Here is a 17637-nt window from a genome sequence, read left to right on the forward strand (position 1 = left end):
ACCTATGTGATTATTATGCAATTTCTGGTACTTTTTAATTTCTGTTATCCATGTCAATATGGAAAACTATTAACTACTTTATGAGTTATTTAAGGGATGAAGAAATTGATAAATAGTAAATATGGACTTCTCTTGGCTTTCGGATTAACTTCAATTGTAGTCCAATGCAGTACTGCTGCTGTGGCTGCATCAACAGTAAAAAAACAGACTGTATGGAAAGATCAAGTGGAAAAAACGGAAAGCAGGGTCTGGAAGCCGCTTATCGCTTTTTCTGCTGGAGCAGCGTTTAGTGACAAGATAGGTCGTTCACAATTTATTCCTATTAGAGATCCTATTGAGGATCAATTTTTTAGTTACGCTGCAGATCATTCCACGCAAAGTAAATTTATCTATGGTGCTTCTTTGGGAATAGAATTCCTATTAAATCCCAAATGGTTTTTGCAAACTAATGTGAGTTATTATCAACCAATGAAGTTTCATGCGCATGGAATAGTGACGCAGGGGGCGGATGCACTATCAGCTGATTCATTTTCTTATGCGTATGATATACAGGTGCGCCAGGTATTATTTGAAAGTAAATTATTATATAACTGGCTCTATCGCTCAATGTCTTTTTATCCCTATGTTTCAGCAGGTATCGGGGTAGGGTTGAATTCAGCCAGAAATTACAATGTCAATATTGTTCCTCCATTTACTACCTTTAGTAATCAATTCACCAATGAGACAAATACTTCTTTTTCTTACAAAGTAGGTCTGGGTGTTGACTACGAGGTGGCTAATCATGTTCGAGTAGGTGTTGGTTATCGGTTTGCGGATTTTGGCAGAGTTAAACTTGGAAATGCTTCAATTAATCAAATTCCGACATTAAATAATTTATCACAGTCTCATTTATATACTAATGAAATACTGGGACAAATAACCGTGGTAATTTAAACAAATCTGGAAATTTTATTTTAAAGAAAACGTCTTCTATTTGAAGGAAGATGGAAGTTTGGTTAGTCATTAAATTGAAGAAATTTATTTAATGATGGCAGGCCTATTTAGAGATAGGCTAGGTCCTGAAATAACGAAATCTCTGTTTCATTTGATAAAATAACTAACTCAAAGGATGAGTAATGAAATACAACGCTTGTTTTTATTCTATTGGCTTGGCAGGATTTTTGGTGTCGATGACGAGCTATGCCCTACCTTTCACTATTATTCCTCAAGGGAATTTACCTACATCTGTTAGCCGGGGAGGAAGTGTTGATGCAGCCTATATTGTGACGAATAATACGTTAACAACTCGTGCTAATAATTTTGTGAAATGGTTTCCTCCGAATGTGACTCAAGTGCTTGATCCGACCGATCCCACAGTGTGTACGAGACAGTTTACTTTAGGGCCACATTATGCGGCTAATCAAAGTTGCACCTTAAAGTTAACTATATCGGGTGTGGTAAATGCTAATGATCCTGATCCTGCGCATCATTTATTTGTTTGCTTTCCTGGAGGAAAAACCTGTGCGGGCCCAGCACCTGCCAATTCATTAAATGTGAGTGAAGCGAGTAATGGCCAAAGTCCCACCAGGCTTTCTACGGCTGTAGGGGGATATCAAGTTGGCGCGGATAGTCTTCCTCTCGCTTATACAAGTAGTGACAACGGAGCGACTTGGACTGCCTCAGTGCCTCCTACTACGGGTCTTCTGGGAGTGGCTTTCTATTTTGGTGTAGGGTGTAATGGAACGTTTTGTTCAGCAGTTGGTTTTTATGTGGATGGTTCTGGAGCCCAACTTCCGGTTTCTTCTTCAAGTTCAGATAGCGGCGTTACCTGGAGTGATCCTTATTTTCTTTCAGTAAATGGTCTTCCTCCTGCTGCGCCAGGTAGTCAAACCTATACGCCAGCTATTAGTTGCTCTGGCAGTAAATGCTCTGCTGTGGGCTTCTATGAAGAGCCAGGAGGTTCTCATAAGCCACTTACTTATTCCAGCTCTGATAACGGTGTTACCTGGTCACAACCCTATACTCCTTCAACAGCCGGTTTGCCAGCGTTACCAAACCACTTTTTGGGTACTGTAAGCTGTACTGGCACTAATTGCACCGCTGCTGGTTTCTACAATACGTTAGCAAATCAACGCCAGCCTTTAGTTTATCGCAGCACTGATAATGGGGTGAGTTGGTCTGCACCAATTATTCCCTCTGTAGCAAGCTTGCCTGTTGGTAATAGCAATCCTAAAATACTTGGGATAAGTTGCTCTGGAAATAATTGTACGACTATAGGGCAATTTGATGATCCTGCTAACTCCATTCCATTCACTTATCTAAGCTCAGATGGAGGTGTTAGCTGGTCTGCTGCACATATACTGTCTATAGCAGCTCTTCCCGTGGGAAATCAGGGGGCAATACTTAATTCGATCAGTTGTGTAGGAAATAATTGTGTTGCAGTAGGATATTATATCGATAATGCCTCTAACAGACACTCGGTTTATTATACGAGTGCCGATCGGGGGGTGACCTGGTCTCAAGCCTTATTTCCACCCGAAACAGATATTCCTCTTAACGCCACAGATACAGCGTTATACAGTACTTCATGCATTAATAATACCTGCTCTGCCGTAGGATCTTATAATATTGGCGCTACAACATTTCCTTTAACGTATTATAGCGTCAATAACGGCGTAACATGGACCATTTTTTTACCAACCTTACCTTCCACCCCTGGTACTATTTCCGGTGGTCTTTTTGGTGTAGGTGGTTCACAAAGTGGTGTTTTACTCACCTAGTGATTATCCATTAGCCGGTTTTCTTCGGTGAGGTCAGGGCTTGAAGGTTGTATCCATGATCAAAGTCCAAGCCCTGATCCCATTGCACTGGAAATCCAATTCCCAAATAAGTTGCCCTGTCCGGTCGATGGCCTGTTGCCCCGCAACTAATAAGTTAAAGCCAGCCTTTTTTCCTGGGGCATATCTTCAACGAAATTGATAGTATTTTTCAGGGTGTTGAATACGTAAACCGCAGTGGGGATGACCATTGAGCATATAAGGGTTGTTGCAATTGGAGTTCCCAGCATGGCTGCTGCTACGGTTAACGAGCTTAATTCGATTAAAAAACTTGATGTATCTTTCAAAAAAGATCTAATTCTTGGGTTTTCTTCTAAAAAAGAACTATCCTCAATGAAATCCTGCGTTATAACCTGAGGAAAAGCGCTCAAGAAATAGGCCAGGGCACCTATCCCGGCGAATGTGGCGAAAGTACCCGCTGTGCTTGCCATGGCAGGGCTAAAAAAAGAAAGGCTATATTTTCCTATAATTCCGCTAGTACCATTGGCTAGAGCTCCAATTGGTGCGGAAATAGCTGCTGCAACACCAATGTCTACTAAATCAATCCGAACTGAAAAAAAATCCGGCTTAATAGCTCTGATTTGCTTGGATATCTTTTTTCTCACAGTTTCAGAAGAGTTTGATAATACCTCACGAATATCAGTAATTTCTTCTTTTGACAAATCCCCATCTCTAATTAACGGAAGAAGAAGTAAATAATAATCATTTAATTCTTGAAACAATTCTTTCTCACCGTCCTTATCAGGGTGATACCTTAAAACCGCTTTTTTATACTGTTTTTTCAAATTTTTTAAATCAAAATTTTCAGAACCAAAAAGTTCAATTATTCTTTCAAATTGCTTTGGCATATTGAGTTTATCGCTATCATTATGAATAGCACATTATAACCTACAAAAATGATTAGCACAGGCGTAACTAGAGGCCAGGACATGAACTATCCCGTCAAAGAGTTGCATGATCATAATTTGCCCAGTCCATAAACTGTATTGAATTGTAGTTGATAGGGCCACTTGTCCGGCTAACCGTAGCGCAACCATAGAATTGACCCCATGGTACTGGTTACTGAGCCGACTCCTCTCCGAAATTCTTAATTTTTCCTTAATGATGCCCAGATATAGTGTGCCCTAAAGTAGGGTATCAGGCGAAGTAATTAGTGAAATCATCTAAAGGCATTAAAAGGTTAATAAAGCTCGATAAAGACTATAAAGACGAGAAAAAAGCAGAGCGAATAATTTCAAGTTTTTGGCAAGAAGTGGATAACACCGATTTAAAGGATCAATCTTATTTTCAAAATCAAATTAACGCCTTAAAACAATATTATTTTTCACCTGTAAAGCAATCGAATTGCATCATAACAATTAACCAGGAAGGAAAATTTGTTAATAAGAAAGGCGAGTTACTTGATGGCCGATATATTTTTATAGTTAATAAGGATAAGCAAATCATTGGATTGCCAGCCAATCCAAGGTTACATCATTCGTTTCTAGCTAATGGCAAAAGGGTAAGGGGTTCGGGATACATGGTTTTTGAGAATGGAAGTTTAAAGAGCATTGATAATGATAGCGGGCACTATAAACCTTCAATTAAACAAATGTATGAGCTTTTATCTTATCTTGCGAAGAGAGTTCTTAATAACGTTACGTTTACAGATTACAGCCACCAAGAGGATAATTTTCTTTATCAATTTAACTTAAAACAGATGGTCAGTTTTATCAAAAAAGAAGGATATGAATTTGAACTGCTGAAGGAGAGTGCTGTAAAAATTAGACCGGATGTAATACGGTTACCCAGAACGGATAAAATGAGTGAGCGCCTTGCGTACGTAGAAAAAAATATCGCTCAATTAAGGTATAATTTAAATGCACGGCTGTGTGAGAATGAAAGTTTCGACGAACCTGTTTATCACTATGTGAGTCTAGCCGAAGACGGTGATACCCAAACGAGTGATAAAGAAAATTCTGATATTGAAGGTTTGATGGCTACAAATAGTTGGGTAAGGGGCGTTAATGGCCCTGCCTAATCAGGAATTGACTCTTCGAATAATGCCCGCAGCAGTATATCGGCCGAGCCAGCGAAGCTGTGTTGGAGCATTGCGCAATCACGGGTTATTTATCTACTTTCCGTATCATTAGACCTATAAAGTATCTTTAAATGTTTCTTTCATGCAAAAAACAACCAGCAACATGACCAGGCCTGAAAACATCAGATAAAAACTAGGTGCTATTATTGTCCCTGTTATTTTGATGAGATAGGTTGCAACCAGGGGTGCGGTGCCGCCAAAAATAGCATTCGATAAATTATAGGGCAAGGACATGGCGGTATAGCGTATTTTTGTTGAAAACATTTCAACCAAGGCGGCAGGAACAGCTCCGTAACACAGTGAAATTAATATCGCAAACGCCATTTGAGTCAGCAGGGCAGAATAAAAGGTCCCGCGCATCATGAGTAAAAATAAGGGGTAAGAGAACAGGCAAATGGAAATAGCACCAATTGCCAAAATAGGTCTTCTTCCGAATTTATCTGATAAATGTCCGACCCAAGGTATAACAAATAATATAATAACCATACTAATTGAATTAATAATTAATGCGGTATGAAGGGAAAGCTTCATATAAATTGTGAGGTAAGTGGACAAATATACAAAACATAAATAGAAACCCATCGCAGGCAAGAACACAAGTAAGGTAGCTTTTAAGAGATTTAATGGATGTTCGCGAAAAGAGTCTAGCAGAGGGTGCTTGGCTGTATTGCCCGCTTCTTGAAGCTTTATAAAATCAGGTGTTTCAGGCATTCGTAAACGAAGGTATAAACCAACAGCACCTAATACAACGCTAAACAAAAACGGAAATCGCCATGCTATTTCTGCGTAGGCTGTTTGTTCGGACAAAATACCCGTCAATGCTGCAACGGTCGATCCTAAAAGTAATCCTGCAAAGGCGCTAAACATGAGCAAGCTGCCATACATTCCACGTTGCTTTAAAGGGGCGTGTTCCAGAATATAAACAATAGAACCAGAAAACTCTCCACCTACCGCTAATCCTTGTAACAGGCGGCAAGCGCATAAAAGAATGCCAGCCCAAATGCCAATTTGGGCATGAGTGGGCAACAGTCCCATAATGACTGTTGATACGGCCATTAAAATAACCGAGGTTGCCAAGGTTTTTTTTCGTCCATACCGATCCCCAAAATGGCCAAAAATAATAGCCCCTATAGGACGCATTAAAAATCCAACTGCAAAAACTCCGAATGTTTTAATAAAGGCTGTTGTTTGATTATCTGTTGGAAAAAACAGAGTAGATATCACTGAGGCAAAATAACCATACAAAGAAAAATCATACCATTCAAGAAGATTACCAATCATCCCTGGAATAAGGACTTTATTATTTTTAGATGGCAAATCACCCATATTATTTCCCTGGAGATAAGATAAAATGCAAATCTTTTGAGAGAGTATTCATTTGAAAATAGATGAAAAATAGGAAGGACTCAAGCCTACATCTGTTGCTGCCGTTCAACTGCTTTTTCAATAAGATGCGCAATCACCTTGCTGCGCCGTCGTTTTGGCATTGTTCCATTCGGGACGCTATTTGATCAGGAATAGAAATTTGAACTTTATTTATCGTTAATCTCCATTTATATCAATGCTATTCATGTCCTGGGTGAGGTTGTCTTGAATTTTATATTCCGTATCCAATTCAAGCCCAGCCTCAAAAACCAAGATTTTTCAAAAAATTTTAATTCAAAGTCAATCCCTGCAGTTCCTTAGCCACAGTATTGAGTTCTTGCTCCTCTGCCGTTATCTCACGTGAGAAGAAGCCGAAGTTGCCTACTAACCGGCTGATAGTATTACAGAGTCGAGTAACAGAGGTGATGTTGGAAAATATTTCTGACCAGCCGGAATTCTCTGTTAATAAAGGTTTTTCCCCTTCACAAGCCCTATGGCACTTCTGTTTAAATTGCTCCCCGTCTATTATCTTGGCAATAAAAAAATCATGACCTGCTGACAACAAAGCGTCATGCAGTTTGATAGCTCGATCTCTGGTTTCCTTGCCAGTGGACATATCAATGAGTCTCGTGTTAATTCTAAATAAAACGTCTTTAAATTTTTCTTCTGCAAGTGCTAAAGGAGCAATTTCCTGCACAGGGGGTTCACTCTCATTCCCAAGCTCGTCAGGCAACGCCTCCTGAGTTACTTGATTCCCAAGCTCAGCAGCCAATTCCTGAATTACCTCCTCTTCATTGACAGTGGTATTCTCAGCTACATATTTTTTTATACCTTGGATAACCTTCGCATGAGTTTCATAGCATGGTGTCAGAATTAATTTCTCGCCTCTTTGATCTTCAGAGAGTACTTGGATTACAGGAAGACTCCTCAAAGATAATTCATCGAGCTCATACGCATAGCTAAACATTCCATCTTCTGGCCAACATAGTAATTTTTGGCTGGCCAAACGACATCTCAAATTGTAATCGACTTGCTGAGTATCAACCACAACATTGATATGAGTAAGGGGTTGTTTAAAGCTATTTAGCTTATCGACAATTTTTTCAAAACGTTTTAAATCATGGGCTAATGTATGTTCCGTATCTACAAGTTCGATATAGGAAACCCTTTTTTCAGCCCTAACCAGCCTGGATTGATTATTCGCTGCGATAGCATCCAGAAGAATTTCAAAGTCAGGATGATTGATAACGTCAGAATTTAATCGTAATCGCCTTATACCAACGTTTTTCTCAAGAATACGGGCTAAAGTCGTGAAAAACATTTCTGTAGCTTCTAACTGAGATAAATCCAGGCAAGTGATACTCTTATTATTTTGTAAAGAGACTTCCAATAAAGCCAAATTGCATGGCGGTAAAGAAAGTGTTTGCAACTTGCAATCCTCAATCGCCAAGACTTCTGATAATCGCTTTATTTGTTCATCGGTTAGTGCCGAATTAACATCAAAATTTCTCAGATAAGCAGTAGGCGCTGATTGGGTTGAAACGCTACTCTTTTTAGCTTTAGCATCGGAGCGGATTTTCTCCAGCGTACTATCAAATAATGCCTCCAAATATAATCTTATAATTTCATCCCTTATGCTAAACAGATCAATTACCTTGGCATTCAGTGGTATTTTACCAATCAATTTTTGTTGAATTTCAACAGGAAGTTCCTCTGGACTAATTAGAAATTGACAACCTCGGGCAGCGGCTTGCTCATCCTCTACCAAACGATAAAGTTGTCCTAATGTAAAATGTTCCAGGAGCAAGTGAGTATTTCTTGCATCAATTAAAAGAATGGTTCCATTTCTAAGAATGCTTAAAATGGCTTCAAATACTTTATCATCTTTTTTTTTAAATAATGGGATAGCTCGAATAATTAGGGCTTCAAGATCTGCCTTTGAAGCAATGGCGAGCAGGATATCATGGGGCAGATTGGTTTTTGCCTGTGTTCTTCGGCGATGTAAAGGCATAGGTGCTCGTCTCAGTGTAGGTTTTCCCTCTGAAACGATATTTATCAATTCGTTATTGTTTGATAGGTTTAATGTCCTGATAGAGTGGGCTGATTTGATTAACGGCAGTAACGATTTAACCGGAAGGTCAATTCCACTTAAATCCAGATCTTCCCAGACCGGATTACCAGATAGTAGCTTTGTCATCCACTCTGCAAATTTAGTAGTATTTTGCGGGGAAGTCACTGCGTAATTGATTTTTAATTTTTTGAACTGTCTTATTTGATGCTGAATAGATGGTTCATCTTTTTCTAGATCGCTATCTACAATGGTTATCCAACAAAGGCCATCTTTATCTGCCTTTTCCAGGGTTTCAAGGTTTAAGGGCATTACTTTTCTCTTATTATTGACAACTAATCGTAAGGTGGACTCACTAATGACTTTTTTCAATTTTCACAAAGTGAGCAATTAAAGAAATTTTAATCCACTGTTGACTGTATTAAAACATGATTCTATGCGCAAAAATAGTATTTTCCAGGCAATAAAGAGGCTGAAATTAATTTTTATCGTTGCCCAAAAATTCAAGCCTTGACCCATAGTTCAATCATCGTCATTCAAAGCTAACTCTCATCCAGTTCATCCAACAGTTTTGCAAACTCAGGATTCAAATCAATAGAGAAATCTGACCATTCTTTTGGTTCCGGATATCGTTTTAAATAAGCAGTTTTTTGCTCTTCAGTCAGTGCATGCCAAAAAGGGCGCCAAACATAGTCCATCCAGGGCTGACCAGCCTCTCGCCAAAAAAAATCAAGGGGGCCAAATTCTGGATAGAGAATCCAGGGTGGTTCAATCATTTCAGTTTCTTTCAAATCAATGGTGGGGTATCGAATTGTAACTGATCATGGTGATGAAATGGACTTCCCTTCTCACAGGGGGGATAATATTAGTGCCAAGAGGCGTCTATTTCATTACACCAGCCCTTATAAAGACATCAGGGGGAGGAAGTTTTCGCCTCTCAGGGGATATGAAGGATTGAATCAAATAGCAATATAAATTTGAAATTTTGTTTTTCTAAAATCCCTTATCTCCATCTATACTGAAAAAAACGATAAAATTAACATGGTACTGTTATGCCTCCAAATACAAAAGTTAAAGAGTTTGCCGGGTCGAATACAAATTTTCAGCGCGTATTGGCAGGGAAAGTGACTGTCCAGGATTTCTTTACCAAGCCGGAATTTGCTGAAGACAAAGAAAAATTCATGAGTATCTATAAAGAAGCGATAGGAGAACGTTCGCCGGATAGCCTTTTTAATGATGAAAGTGTAGCTGCAGCCTGGATTGCCAAGCTTAGATTTAATCAGCAGATGACTGATGAGCAGTTTACAAAACTCATTAATCGCTCTGAAGAAATTTTTAAAGGCAATTTTGATGATTTAAACTTAACTTCGACGACCCCTGAAGAAAATGATAACTGCGCGATTATGTGGGGCATTGAGGCGTTAAACGGGACTCAAGCCTTTGACTCCGGCGCAACCCGTGTCCGTTTACCAACGGGTGTCGCTCCTAAAATAGTCAAAGCTTTAGAAGATGGCGGTGCATTTGCCAGGGATAGTACCCATGCTACTGGCACAAAACTAGTCGATAAAGGCTTAGGTAAAGATATCGCTCAAGAATCTATGAGGGCCTTCACGCCGAGGGGAATGGGCGCTCTATTAGTTGTCCCTACTTCCCCCGATGGAAGTGGTACGATGGTCAAAACCCCCGACGCTCGTCTTAGCCCACATATAAAAAAGGGGGACTATGATTTGCTTTTAAAACGGGAAGACTATGGTTTTAACGATTCCATCACTCATAGCCTTGTCCATTCAAAAGTTGGTTTTTTAAATCATCTAAGAGAAATCAGAAGCCAATATCAAGAAGGAATAGCCCTGATTAGAAACAAATCAGATCTTGCTAGAGATGCCGAAGCAATCCATGGAAAAGGCCCTCAAATTCATAGAAAAGAACATTTAAGTGAACTTAAGGGACAGTCCAAGACCTTAATCGATATCCTTGAGGCAGGAAAAGAACAGGGATTATTTAGTGATTTTACAACGAAGTGGACTATCCGCATAAAATGGCCTCCTTTTGAGAAAAAAATCGTCTCAGCTGATCCGGACAGCCGGAAAGGGGTAGGGGATTTTTTACATCAAATAGCCGAAGCTGAAAAACAAAATCCCGAATTTGCAGAAAAAAATAAGAAAAACCTGAGCAAAGTTAGAGGATTATTACAACAAGCGGAAGAATTGCGTTCTGGTCCTTTTGAACGCTGCCGTGAAGGCAACGAAGTATTGGTAAACTGCGAGTCACATAAGGCTGTATTAGCTGATCCGATTGCCAAAAGTACCGATAACAAACCTGTTAATAGAGAAGAACTGGTTGAAGTCGGGATGGTATCGGAAACCGATCCCGAACTTAGTAAGGTAAATCAACAAACTCTGAAAGATTCTTTGCGGGATTTTAAAGAAGAGCAGGAGAATGTTTCTCAAGATACGCCTAAAAGCCATTTTTAGGACTACGCATACTAAATGCGGGGCAGGGCTTGAAGCTTGCGATAGTAAAAATTCAAGCCCTAATCCAGGTATTCTGAGCTTTAAATTGATCATTCAATATGAGTTTTGTAGCTTTTGCATTTTGCAATGCAGCCAAATTTAATACCAATTACGCCTCATGTCTGTTAGGAGTATTATTGCTTGATTAAGACTCCTTCATGGATCAAAGAGCTTGGATACAGGATTACTTCATCGCCTGACTCTAAACCACTCTCTATTACTGCCTGATCCGGATTAGGGTGTTTAATAATTATTCTCTTCTTATAAGCTCTGTGTCCTTTCACAACATAAACTGCCCAGTTTTCTTCGTCTCTAAATAAAGCACTCATAGGCACCACAAGAGAATGAGCCGACTCAAAAAGGACAATTTCTACATCTACCCTATAACCATCTCCAAGATTCTTCCATAATTCGTAGGGTGTTGTTATATCAATAATGACATTGACCCGCTGCTCTTCTATTCCAAGCGCTGATATCTTCGTATAACCACTTGGTTCAACAACTCGTACACGACCTTCCAAAGGATAAGCCCCTCCCCACCGTCTTATCACTACTTTTGCATGGGGAGGAATTTGTGCTGCATCCTCGCTTAATATATCGGCTACGATTTCAAGACCTACAACATCAGCAATGTCCATAATTTTTGTACCAGGCTCAATTGTGGTTGCGCTTTTTTCGATGACTCTCAAAATTGACCCGGTTACAGGAGAATGAATCTCGATCTTATCCTGGTGATTCTTTGTCTTGATATCTGTGCCCGAAAGGGATGCTTTAACTTTTAAAATGTAATGTTCTGTTGCATGTAACTTACGTAATACGGCATTATATTCTTTCTGTCTTAATTGATATTCCAATTGAGTATGTTCTAATTCTGTTTCCGAAACGAAGCCCTTTTTAGCCAGTGGTTCCTTTCTTTTTAAATCCGATTCGGCAGTCTTAAGTGCTGCTTCAGCACGAATCGACTCTGCTTTTGCCTGTTCATATAACGCTTCAGCGGTACCTAACTCCTCCTCTAACTCTTGTCTGGCTCGAATATCAAGCAAAACTGGGATTTTTGGCTTTATAGTAGCAATTACTTCATCTTTTTTTACTTTATCGCCTTCAAGCCAATTAATGCGTATTAGTTCACCTGAAACTGGAGAAACAATAGTGTATATTTTTATAGCGCGTGTTTTTGCATCATCTTCAATATACTGAATAAAGTGATCGTACTTTACTTTGGCTGTTTCAACCGGGATACCTTTATGAGAAAAGATCCAGAGGATAACACCAAAAAGGACAATGATTGCAAGTGAATATCCGATTAGTTTTTTTAAATTCAGGTTCATTATCTTCATTAGTCTGTTACCTTTAAGACAGAGGTCAAATTCAGATGGCTTGCTTTACGCTGAATAATATAAAAACTAATTAAACTGGCAAAAAATATAACCATAATTGCGATAATATAGGTTTTAAGCTCTATAACAAATGGAATCTTAAACCAATCGGTTTGCATTAGTTGCAGTATAGACCAGGACAACAGGTACCCAGTGATTAATCCTAAAGGGATAGCAAGTACAATTTCAAACAGGTGATTTAAAATAAGTAACGTTGATACTTCCCCCTGAGTAAATCCTAAAACTTGTAATGTAGTTAACTCTCGTGCTCTTTCTGCTAAGGTAATACTCGCATTATTATAAACTACGCTAACCGCAATAATAATGGCAAAACCTGCAAGAATAGTTGTAAATACAAGGATATGTTTCGCAAAGGTTTCTTCAAATGTCTTAATGATCGATGTTTTAAAAGTAATAGTACCTATCTTGGGTATTTCTTTTACCTTTTTATATAAATTTTTGACATATTTTGTGTCTACAGTAATGGCTGCTGAGTTGATTAACCGATCCTCATTTAATAAATGATTGAGTGCTTCAATTTTCATATAAGCAAACATTCCTACATAGTCATTTATAATTCCTTGGACTTCCAATTGAGTTTTTGCTTTGTTCCCTTCGAGTAGTTCAATCCCAAGCTTATCACCAATAGCCAAATGCAGTCGTTCTGCTAACCCTTCGCTGATTAACAAGGCATGTTTGGGAATATTCATTGGATTAAGATTTTTGTCTAATAATAGTTTCAGTTTGTTATTTTCAGGGATACCAAACACCGAGGACAAGTCACTGCGATGTTGGTAGGTTAGTCGAGCAGGTACAACACGATAACCTTCGCTATTGGTGACCCCCACAATTTTATTCAATTCCATTAAAGCTATTTTATTAACGGGATTAATAAAGCTAACGGCAGCATGTTCACGTTGCGCCATTATAAATTGAGTATTTATGAGATAACGTATAGCATCTTGCCAAAATAATCCCAGTATTACGATAGCCATTGCCAATGCAATACCTACGCATGTCAATATTGTGCGTAAAAAATGGCGGAAAATGTACCGGTACACCATTTTTACACTACTGGGAAGTCGGGAAAAAAGGTTAATTTTTTCAATCATGGTTGCTCGATACATCATAGGGGTTGGCGGTTTCATCGCGACAGCAGGCATAAGATTTATTACCTGATGAATTGCTCGCAATGCCCCCAAAATAGCAGCTAAAAAACAAATTAAGACGCCAATGATGGCTGCAAGATAGGAAAAAATATAGGGGAATTTAGGGAATCTAAAATATTCGGTATATAGCTGGGTCATCAAGTTACCAAACCATGCTCCTAATGACACCCCTCCAAGTGCTCCAATAAAAATAATAATCAGGATTATTTTAATATAATGATAGGCAATAGCTAAATCACGGTAACCTAAAGCCTTTAACGTTGCTATTTGCTCGCGCTCCTTACTTATTAAACGTCCTGTAACTAAATTTAATAAAAATGCTGCCACTATTAAAAAAACAGGGGGGATATAAGTTGCAATAATTTTTTGCTGTTTTATTTCATTCGTTATAAAGCGATCGGATATTTGATCTTTGCGTGTATAGCTAATAGTTAAACCATAAGAATGAAAAATTCTTTCTAATTGAGTTATTACAAATTGTTCTGAGGCATTTGGTGCCAGTTTAATACTAATGTCATTAAAAGCATCCTGCATTCCAAATGCGGCACTTAACGCCTTTCGATTCATCCAGAAAACACCGAAATGCCGATTGTCTGGAAGCAAATCTTCCCCGCGGATGGCATATACATACTCGGGTGATAAAACAATACCAACAATTTTTAGCTTTTCTCTATACTCATTTAATAATGCAATAATACTATCACCAGGTTTTAAATGATGACTCTTCGCAAAACTTTCATTGACTAATATCTCATCGTGGCGATTCTCGGCGGGCAGCCTTCCCTGGTGCAAAAATAATTGATTAAGAGCAGAGGTTTTATCAGATATTGATATAAAACGACCCACAGCAGGCTCGGGCATCCAAGGCAAGTCAAGTACGACATCTTCGACAATCCGGGTTTCCACTTGGGAGACCCCCGAAATTTCTGTTATACGCTTTTCCAAATAGTTCGGTGCTCTTTCCAATGAGGCAAATACATCCGCAAAATGATAATTTGAATAAAAATCCTGTTGCGCATTTTTCAAAGATACATAGGTATTAACTGATGCGAGTAAGACACTAACCCCACTGCAAACCACCAGGGCGATAGTAATAATTTGACTTTTTAGTTTGATAACATCACGCCATAATTTTTTGTTTAATACCGTTACCATTCTAATTCTTCTGGCTTGCGCTTGGATTTATTTTTTAATATTTTACTGATTGAACCATCGGCTATATAAATTACTCGATCAGCCATCTCACTGATCACGATATTATGGGTAATAATGACGACTGTGGTATTCAACTTCTTATTAGCTAATGCAAGGGTTCCTAAAACAATTTTACCGGTTTCACAATCAAGTGCTCCTGTAGGCTCATCACATAGAAGAACATCTGGATTCTTGGCTATAGCTCGAGCTATTGCAACGCGCTGTTGTTCCCCTCCAGATAATTGCGAAGGGAAATGGTTCATGCGATTTTCCAAACCAAGCAATTTAATTGCATCTTGAGGAGGCATTGGATTATCTGCAATTTCGGTAACAATAGAAACATTCTCTAAAGCAGTAAGGTTGGAAATCAGATTATAAAATTGAAAAACAAATCCTATATGCTCGCGTCGATATCGGGTTAAATCATGTTGGCTCGATGAAGTGATAGTATGATCTTTGTAAATTACTTCGCCAGACGAAGGAACATCCAAGCCACCTATAATGTTTAAGAGCGTAGACTTACCACTGCCAGAGGGCCCTAAAAATACGACTAGCTCTCCTTGATATAAGTCAAGGCTAACGCATCGCAATGCATGGATAACTACCTCACCCATTAAATAGGTTTTAGTTAAATTTCGAATAATAAATGCTGGAATTTGTGCCATTAAAAATCCATTGATCAGTTAATATTGTCTTTAGGATTCCCCACTGATTGTAATCATTTGTATCAAGTTGTTTTTTGTTAATTGCATTTAATTATTATCTGAATAGAGTTTTGCCAAAATTCGGCAATTATTCAAGGTGAAATGACCACACCTACGACTATATAGAATATACTGCTACGAGTTCAATCCAGTCTATTTGCAGATAGCAAGAGGCGGCGTGGTCTTATTTCAATCCCCTTATGATCAGACCTATTTATTTCAAAATGGGGTGCTTGGTGATTGATTATCGACAAATGCGGCTTAAACCATAGCAGTTTGGTTTTGGAGCACGAATACACGGATTACGCTATGTGCCATCAAGGCTTTGGTGGCTGATAGCCCAAAAATAACCCCCCTTTTTGAAAACTAACAGCTATCCATCTTTTCTTTTTTTTTACAAAGTTTACAAATCAGTTGCATTCATTACGTAATCATTCCTGGTTATTATGTAAAGGATTTTTACTAAATAGGAGTTGATAATGGGTCTGTTGAAAACTGCAAAAGAAGGTTTAAACAGTTTATTAGGCGGTGCTAAAGTTACGCTCGACGAAACTTCAAGCGGCCTAAAAAGTTCCGTTGAAAGTTTTATTGGTGATATCGTAATTAGAAGCACTTTCAATCGCGCAAAAACTGGTATTTTAAGTATCTTGAGTGAAGACAGTCCTTCTCCTGCAAGGCTTGCGAAAAAATCAGAACCTACTGCTGACGCTCTTCCCACGGTCCCTGCTGTAACAAGCAGTAATGATTTAATGGCCAGGTTAATGGGTAATTTCTCTGAGCCCTTAGCACAAGCTGCCAAAAAAATGGCTGTGCAATTTGATGACACGCTTACCAATGTAGGTGATGAGATCACCAGGGGGTTAAAGCGTACCATTAAATCAAAGGTTGAAAGCATTCAAGCGGATGATGTAGTGAATGGTCTTTCCCAATTCCTTAACGGCTCTTTACAAAAATTGAGCGGGGAAGAAGGGCTTCAAGATAAAAAAGAAGGTGAAAATTCAACGTTCAATCTCAATGGAACTATCCAAATGTTTGGATGGGTCTTGATGTCTGTCGGAACGTTGTTGCTGGCTGGCGGCTTAAATCAGGGAATTTTAAACCCCACACCTGTTCAACCTGAACCCGTTCAAGAAGAGGCGCCAAGATTCTCCTGCTAATTCCACAGGGTCAAGTCCCCCATAAAATGGATTTTAGGTGAAAATAAAAATTATTATTGATTTGACCCTAATTTTTCGAATGAACACTCAGACCAGTTCACTTGAGGTTGTCAAGCAAATGCATGTACTCAGTTAATCAATGTTCTGCATACTGGTTCAAATTGATTTGGATTTGCTACAGGTTGTCCCAGCCCTCCGGAACTTGCTCTTTTCACTGCTATAAATCGTTAACTCCAATCACCTCTCTTTCATTCCTTCCTATTCTTTTTATGCTCATCGAAGAAACGTATAATATCATCTGGATCAATTTTAAGGTCTGGAAACCCCTGTCTGCCTCCGGAAATATTCTTTAAATCCTCTTTTTTTACAGTTTCTTTATTTCTATTTTTTGAAGGTTGTTTTGAAGACTTTTTCATGATGTTGTCCTATAAAAAGAAAGGTATTTTTTAATCATAGTCTATATTTTCAACAAAGGCTGAGGCACTGGCCGCAATCGAGGTGCACCTCTAGCAAGTTTTTGAGGCATTCATCGTTTAAAATAATTCAAAACTCGGGAAGCGAATTTTATAACTTTAAATTCGCGGGCTTTAAATACGGGGTCAATAGGCGTTTGGAAGAGATGATTGGTGTAATTGGATAAGGTTTTTGCAGCGATAGCCAGTACAAGGTCAAGAATTTGTTTTTCCTGATACCCGGCATGAATAAATTCTTCCACGCTTTTTGGCGAAGGGTTTCCGCGTGACCATAACATTTCGCGCGTAAACTCAATCAGTGTTTGCATTTTTTGATCAGGCACAGGGTTATCATTTCGTATAGCATCGACTGTGTCCTGGGGAACTTTTGCTTGAAATTCGGCAGCAGTGGAGTGGGCAGCGACACAATAATCACAGCCATTTTCATAACTGATGACCAAAAAAATAATTTGTTGTTCAGCGGCTGAAAAACCCGAATGCCTGGCGAAATTATTATAAGCATCCAAATAGGTTTGTAAAATTTCAGGGGCATTGGCCATCGCCCTGAATAAATTGGGAATCATTTTTGCCTCAGTTTGAGAGCGCTCAAAAAGCTCCTTAACCCAATCGGAAGAGGCTTTGTCAACGAGGGTTGCTTTCATGGTGTATTTTTCTGTCATATCCATTCCCTTATTTAAGACACAAAAACCTGAAATTTATTAGCAAGGAAGGCAGATTAGTCT

Annotated in this window: 14 protein-coding genes; 5 read left to right on the forward strand and 9 right to left on the reverse strand. The window is 38.9% G+C overall.

Annotated elements, in window-relative coordinates:
* Positions 1-96 precede the first annotated feature (96 nt).
* Both Lfee_RS03390 and Lfee_RS03395 read left to right on the forward strand, forming a co-directional pair.
* Positions 97-933 (forward strand): outer membrane protein, encoded by an 837-nt coding sequence (locus Lfee_RS03390; RefSeq protein WP_058443887.1) that lies wholly within the window; start codon positions 97-99, stop codon positions 931-933.
* A 182-nt stretch (positions 934-1115) separates the two neighbouring features.
* Entirely contained in the window at positions 1116-2759 is a 1644-nt protein-coding gene (locus tag Lfee_RS03395; protein WP_058443888.1) for a sialidase family protein, read from the forward strand.
* 146 nt (positions 2760-2905) lie between these two features.
* Here the strand turns inward: Lfee_RS03395 and Lfee_RS03400 are convergent, their stop codons facing one another.
* Positions 2906-3664 (reverse strand): J domain-containing protein, encoded by a 759-nt coding sequence (locus Lfee_RS03400; RefSeq protein ID WP_058443889.1) that lies wholly within the window; start codon positions 3662-3664, stop codon positions 2906-2908.
* Between the two features lie 305 nt (positions 3665-3969).
* On the opposite strand from Lfee_RS03400, the gene Lfee_RS03405 reads away from it, so the two are divergent.
* Positions 3970-4836: a hypothetical protein gene (locus Lfee_RS03405; RefSeq protein ID WP_058443890.1), complete on the forward strand. Its 867-nt coding sequence runs from the start codon at positions 3970-3972 to the stop codon at positions 4834-4836.
* A gap of 114 nt (positions 4837-4950) precedes the next feature.
* Here the strand turns inward: Lfee_RS03405 and Lfee_RS03410 are convergent, their stop codons facing one another.
* From Lfee_RS03410 to Lfee_RS03420, 3 genes are all read right to left on the reverse strand, one after another.
* A complete protein-coding gene (locus tag Lfee_RS03410; RefSeq protein ID WP_058443891.1) occupies positions 4951-6222 on the reverse strand; it encodes an MFS transporter in 1272 nt (423 codons plus the stop codon).
* Between the two features lie 328 nt (positions 6223-6550).
* On the reverse strand, positions 6551-8641 hold the full coding sequence (locus tag Lfee_RS03415; protein ID WP_058443892.1) for a hypothetical protein: 2091 nt from the start codon (positions 8639-8641) through the stop codon (positions 6551-6553).
* A gap of 230 nt (positions 8642-8871) precedes the next feature.
* Positions 8872-9105, reverse strand: a complete 234-nt coding sequence (locus tag Lfee_RS03420) for a hypothetical protein (RefSeq protein WP_058443893.1) — start codon at positions 9103-9105, stop codon at positions 8872-8874.
* A 276-nt stretch (positions 9106-9381) separates the two neighbouring features.
* Between Lfee_RS03420 and Lfee_RS03425 the strand changes: the two genes are divergently transcribed.
* Positions 9382-10803 carry a hypothetical protein gene (locus Lfee_RS03425; protein ID WP_058443894.1) on the forward strand — a complete coding sequence of 474 codons (1422 nt, stop codon included), beginning with the start codon at positions 9382-9384 and terminating at the stop codon, positions 10801-10803.
* A 173-nt stretch (positions 10804-10976) separates the two neighbouring features.
* Here Lfee_RS03425 and Lfee_RS03430 read toward each other — a convergent pair whose 3' ends face one another.
* The 3 genes from Lfee_RS03430 to Lfee_RS03440 are packed head-to-tail and all read right to left on the reverse strand — an operon-like array spanning position 10977 to position 15246.
* A complete protein-coding gene (locus Lfee_RS03430) occupies positions 10977-12179 on the reverse strand; it encodes an efflux RND transporter periplasmic adaptor subunit (protein WP_058443895.1) in 1203 nt (400 codons plus the stop codon).
* Positions 12179-14542, reverse strand: coding sequence for an ABC transporter permease (locus Lfee_RS03435; RefSeq protein WP_058443896.1), 2364 nt, complete (start codon positions 14540-14542; stop codon positions 12179-12181). Before Lfee_RS03435 ends, Lfee_RS03430 begins: the two co-directional genes overlap by 1 nt.
* Complete coding sequence (locus tag Lfee_RS03440) at positions 14536-15246, reverse strand: ABC transporter ATP-binding protein (protein ID WP_058443897.1); 711 nt, start codon at positions 15244-15246, stop codon at positions 14536-14538. The genes Lfee_RS03435 and Lfee_RS03440 overlap by 7 nt, the downstream gene beginning before the upstream one ends.
* A 527-nt stretch (positions 15247-15773) precedes the next feature.
* Between Lfee_RS03440 and Lfee_RS03445 the strand changes: the two genes are divergently transcribed.
* On the forward strand, positions 15774-16442 hold the full coding sequence (locus Lfee_RS03445) for a hypothetical protein (protein ID WP_131753173.1): 669 nt from the start codon (positions 15774-15776) through the stop codon (positions 16440-16442).
* Positions 16443-16690: 248 nt separating this feature from the next.
* Here Lfee_RS03445 and Lfee_RS16900 read toward each other — a convergent pair whose 3' ends face one another.
* A complete protein-coding gene (locus Lfee_RS16900) occupies positions 16691-16858 on the reverse strand; it encodes a hypothetical protein (protein WP_156413357.1) in 168 nt (55 codons plus the stop codon).
* Positions 16859-16968: 110 nt separating this feature from the next.
* The gene (locus Lfee_RS03450) at positions 16969-17574 is read right to left on the reverse strand and encodes a carboxymuconolactone decarboxylase family protein (protein ID WP_058443899.1); all 606 of its coding nucleotides are present in this window, start codon (positions 17572-17574) and stop codon (positions 16969-16971) included.
* Positions 17575-17637 lie beyond the last annotated feature (63 nt).

Source organism: Legionella feeleii, assembly GCF_001467625.1.
Lineage (GTDB): Bacteria > Pseudomonadota > Gammaproteobacteria > Legionellales > Legionellaceae > Tatlockia > Tatlockia feeleii.

What these genes read in the sequence shown, in the direction of transcription:
- Lfee_RS03390 (WP_058443887.1), top strand. Translation starts at nt 97, where the DNA reads ATGAAGAAATTGATAAATAGTAAATATGGACTTCTCTTGGCTTTCGGA.
- Lfee_RS03395 (WP_058443888.1), top strand. Translation starts at nt 1,116, where the DNA reads ATGAAATACAACGCTTGTTTTTATTCTATTGGCTTGGCAGGATTTTTG.
- Lfee_RS03400 (WP_058443889.1), bottom strand. Translation starts at nt 3,664, where the DNA reads ATGCCAAAGCAATTTGAAAGAATAATTGAACTTTTTGGTTCTGAAAAT.
- Lfee_RS03410 (WP_058443891.1), bottom strand. Translation starts at nt 6,222, where the DNA reads ATGGGTGATTTGCCATCTAAAAATAATAAAGTCCTTATTCCAGGGATG.
- Lfee_RS03415 (WP_058443892.1), bottom strand. Translation starts at nt 8,641, where the DNA reads ATGCCCTTAAACCTTGAAACCCTGGAAAAGGCAGATAAAGATGGCCTT.
- Lfee_RS03420 (WP_058443893.1), bottom strand. Translation starts at nt 9,105, where the DNA reads ATGATTGAACCACCCTGGATTCTCTATCCAGAATTTGGCCCCCTTGAT.
- Lfee_RS03425 (WP_058443894.1), top strand. Translation starts at nt 9,382, where the DNA reads ATGCCTCCAAATACAAAAGTTAAAGAGTTTGCCGGGTCGAATACAAAT.
- Lfee_RS03430 (WP_058443895.1), bottom strand. Translation starts at nt 12,179, where the DNA reads ATGAAGATAATGAACCTGAATTTAAAAAAACTAATCGGATATTCACTT.
- Lfee_RS03435 (WP_058443896.1), bottom strand. Translation starts at nt 14,542, where the DNA reads ATGGTAACGGTATTAAACAAAAAATTATGGCGTGATGTTATCAAACTA.
- Lfee_RS03440 (WP_058443897.1), bottom strand. Translation starts at nt 15,246, where the DNA reads ATGGCACAAATTCCAGCATTTATTATTCGAAATTTAACTAAAACCTAT.
- Lfee_RS16900 (WP_156413357.1), bottom strand. Translation starts at nt 16,858, where the DNA reads ATGAAAAAGTCTTCAAAACAACCTTCAAAAAATAGAAATAAAGAAACT.
- Lfee_RS03450 (WP_058443899.1), bottom strand. Translation starts at nt 17,574, where the DNA reads ATGACAGAAAAATACACCATGAAAGCAACCCTCGTTGACAAAGCCTCT.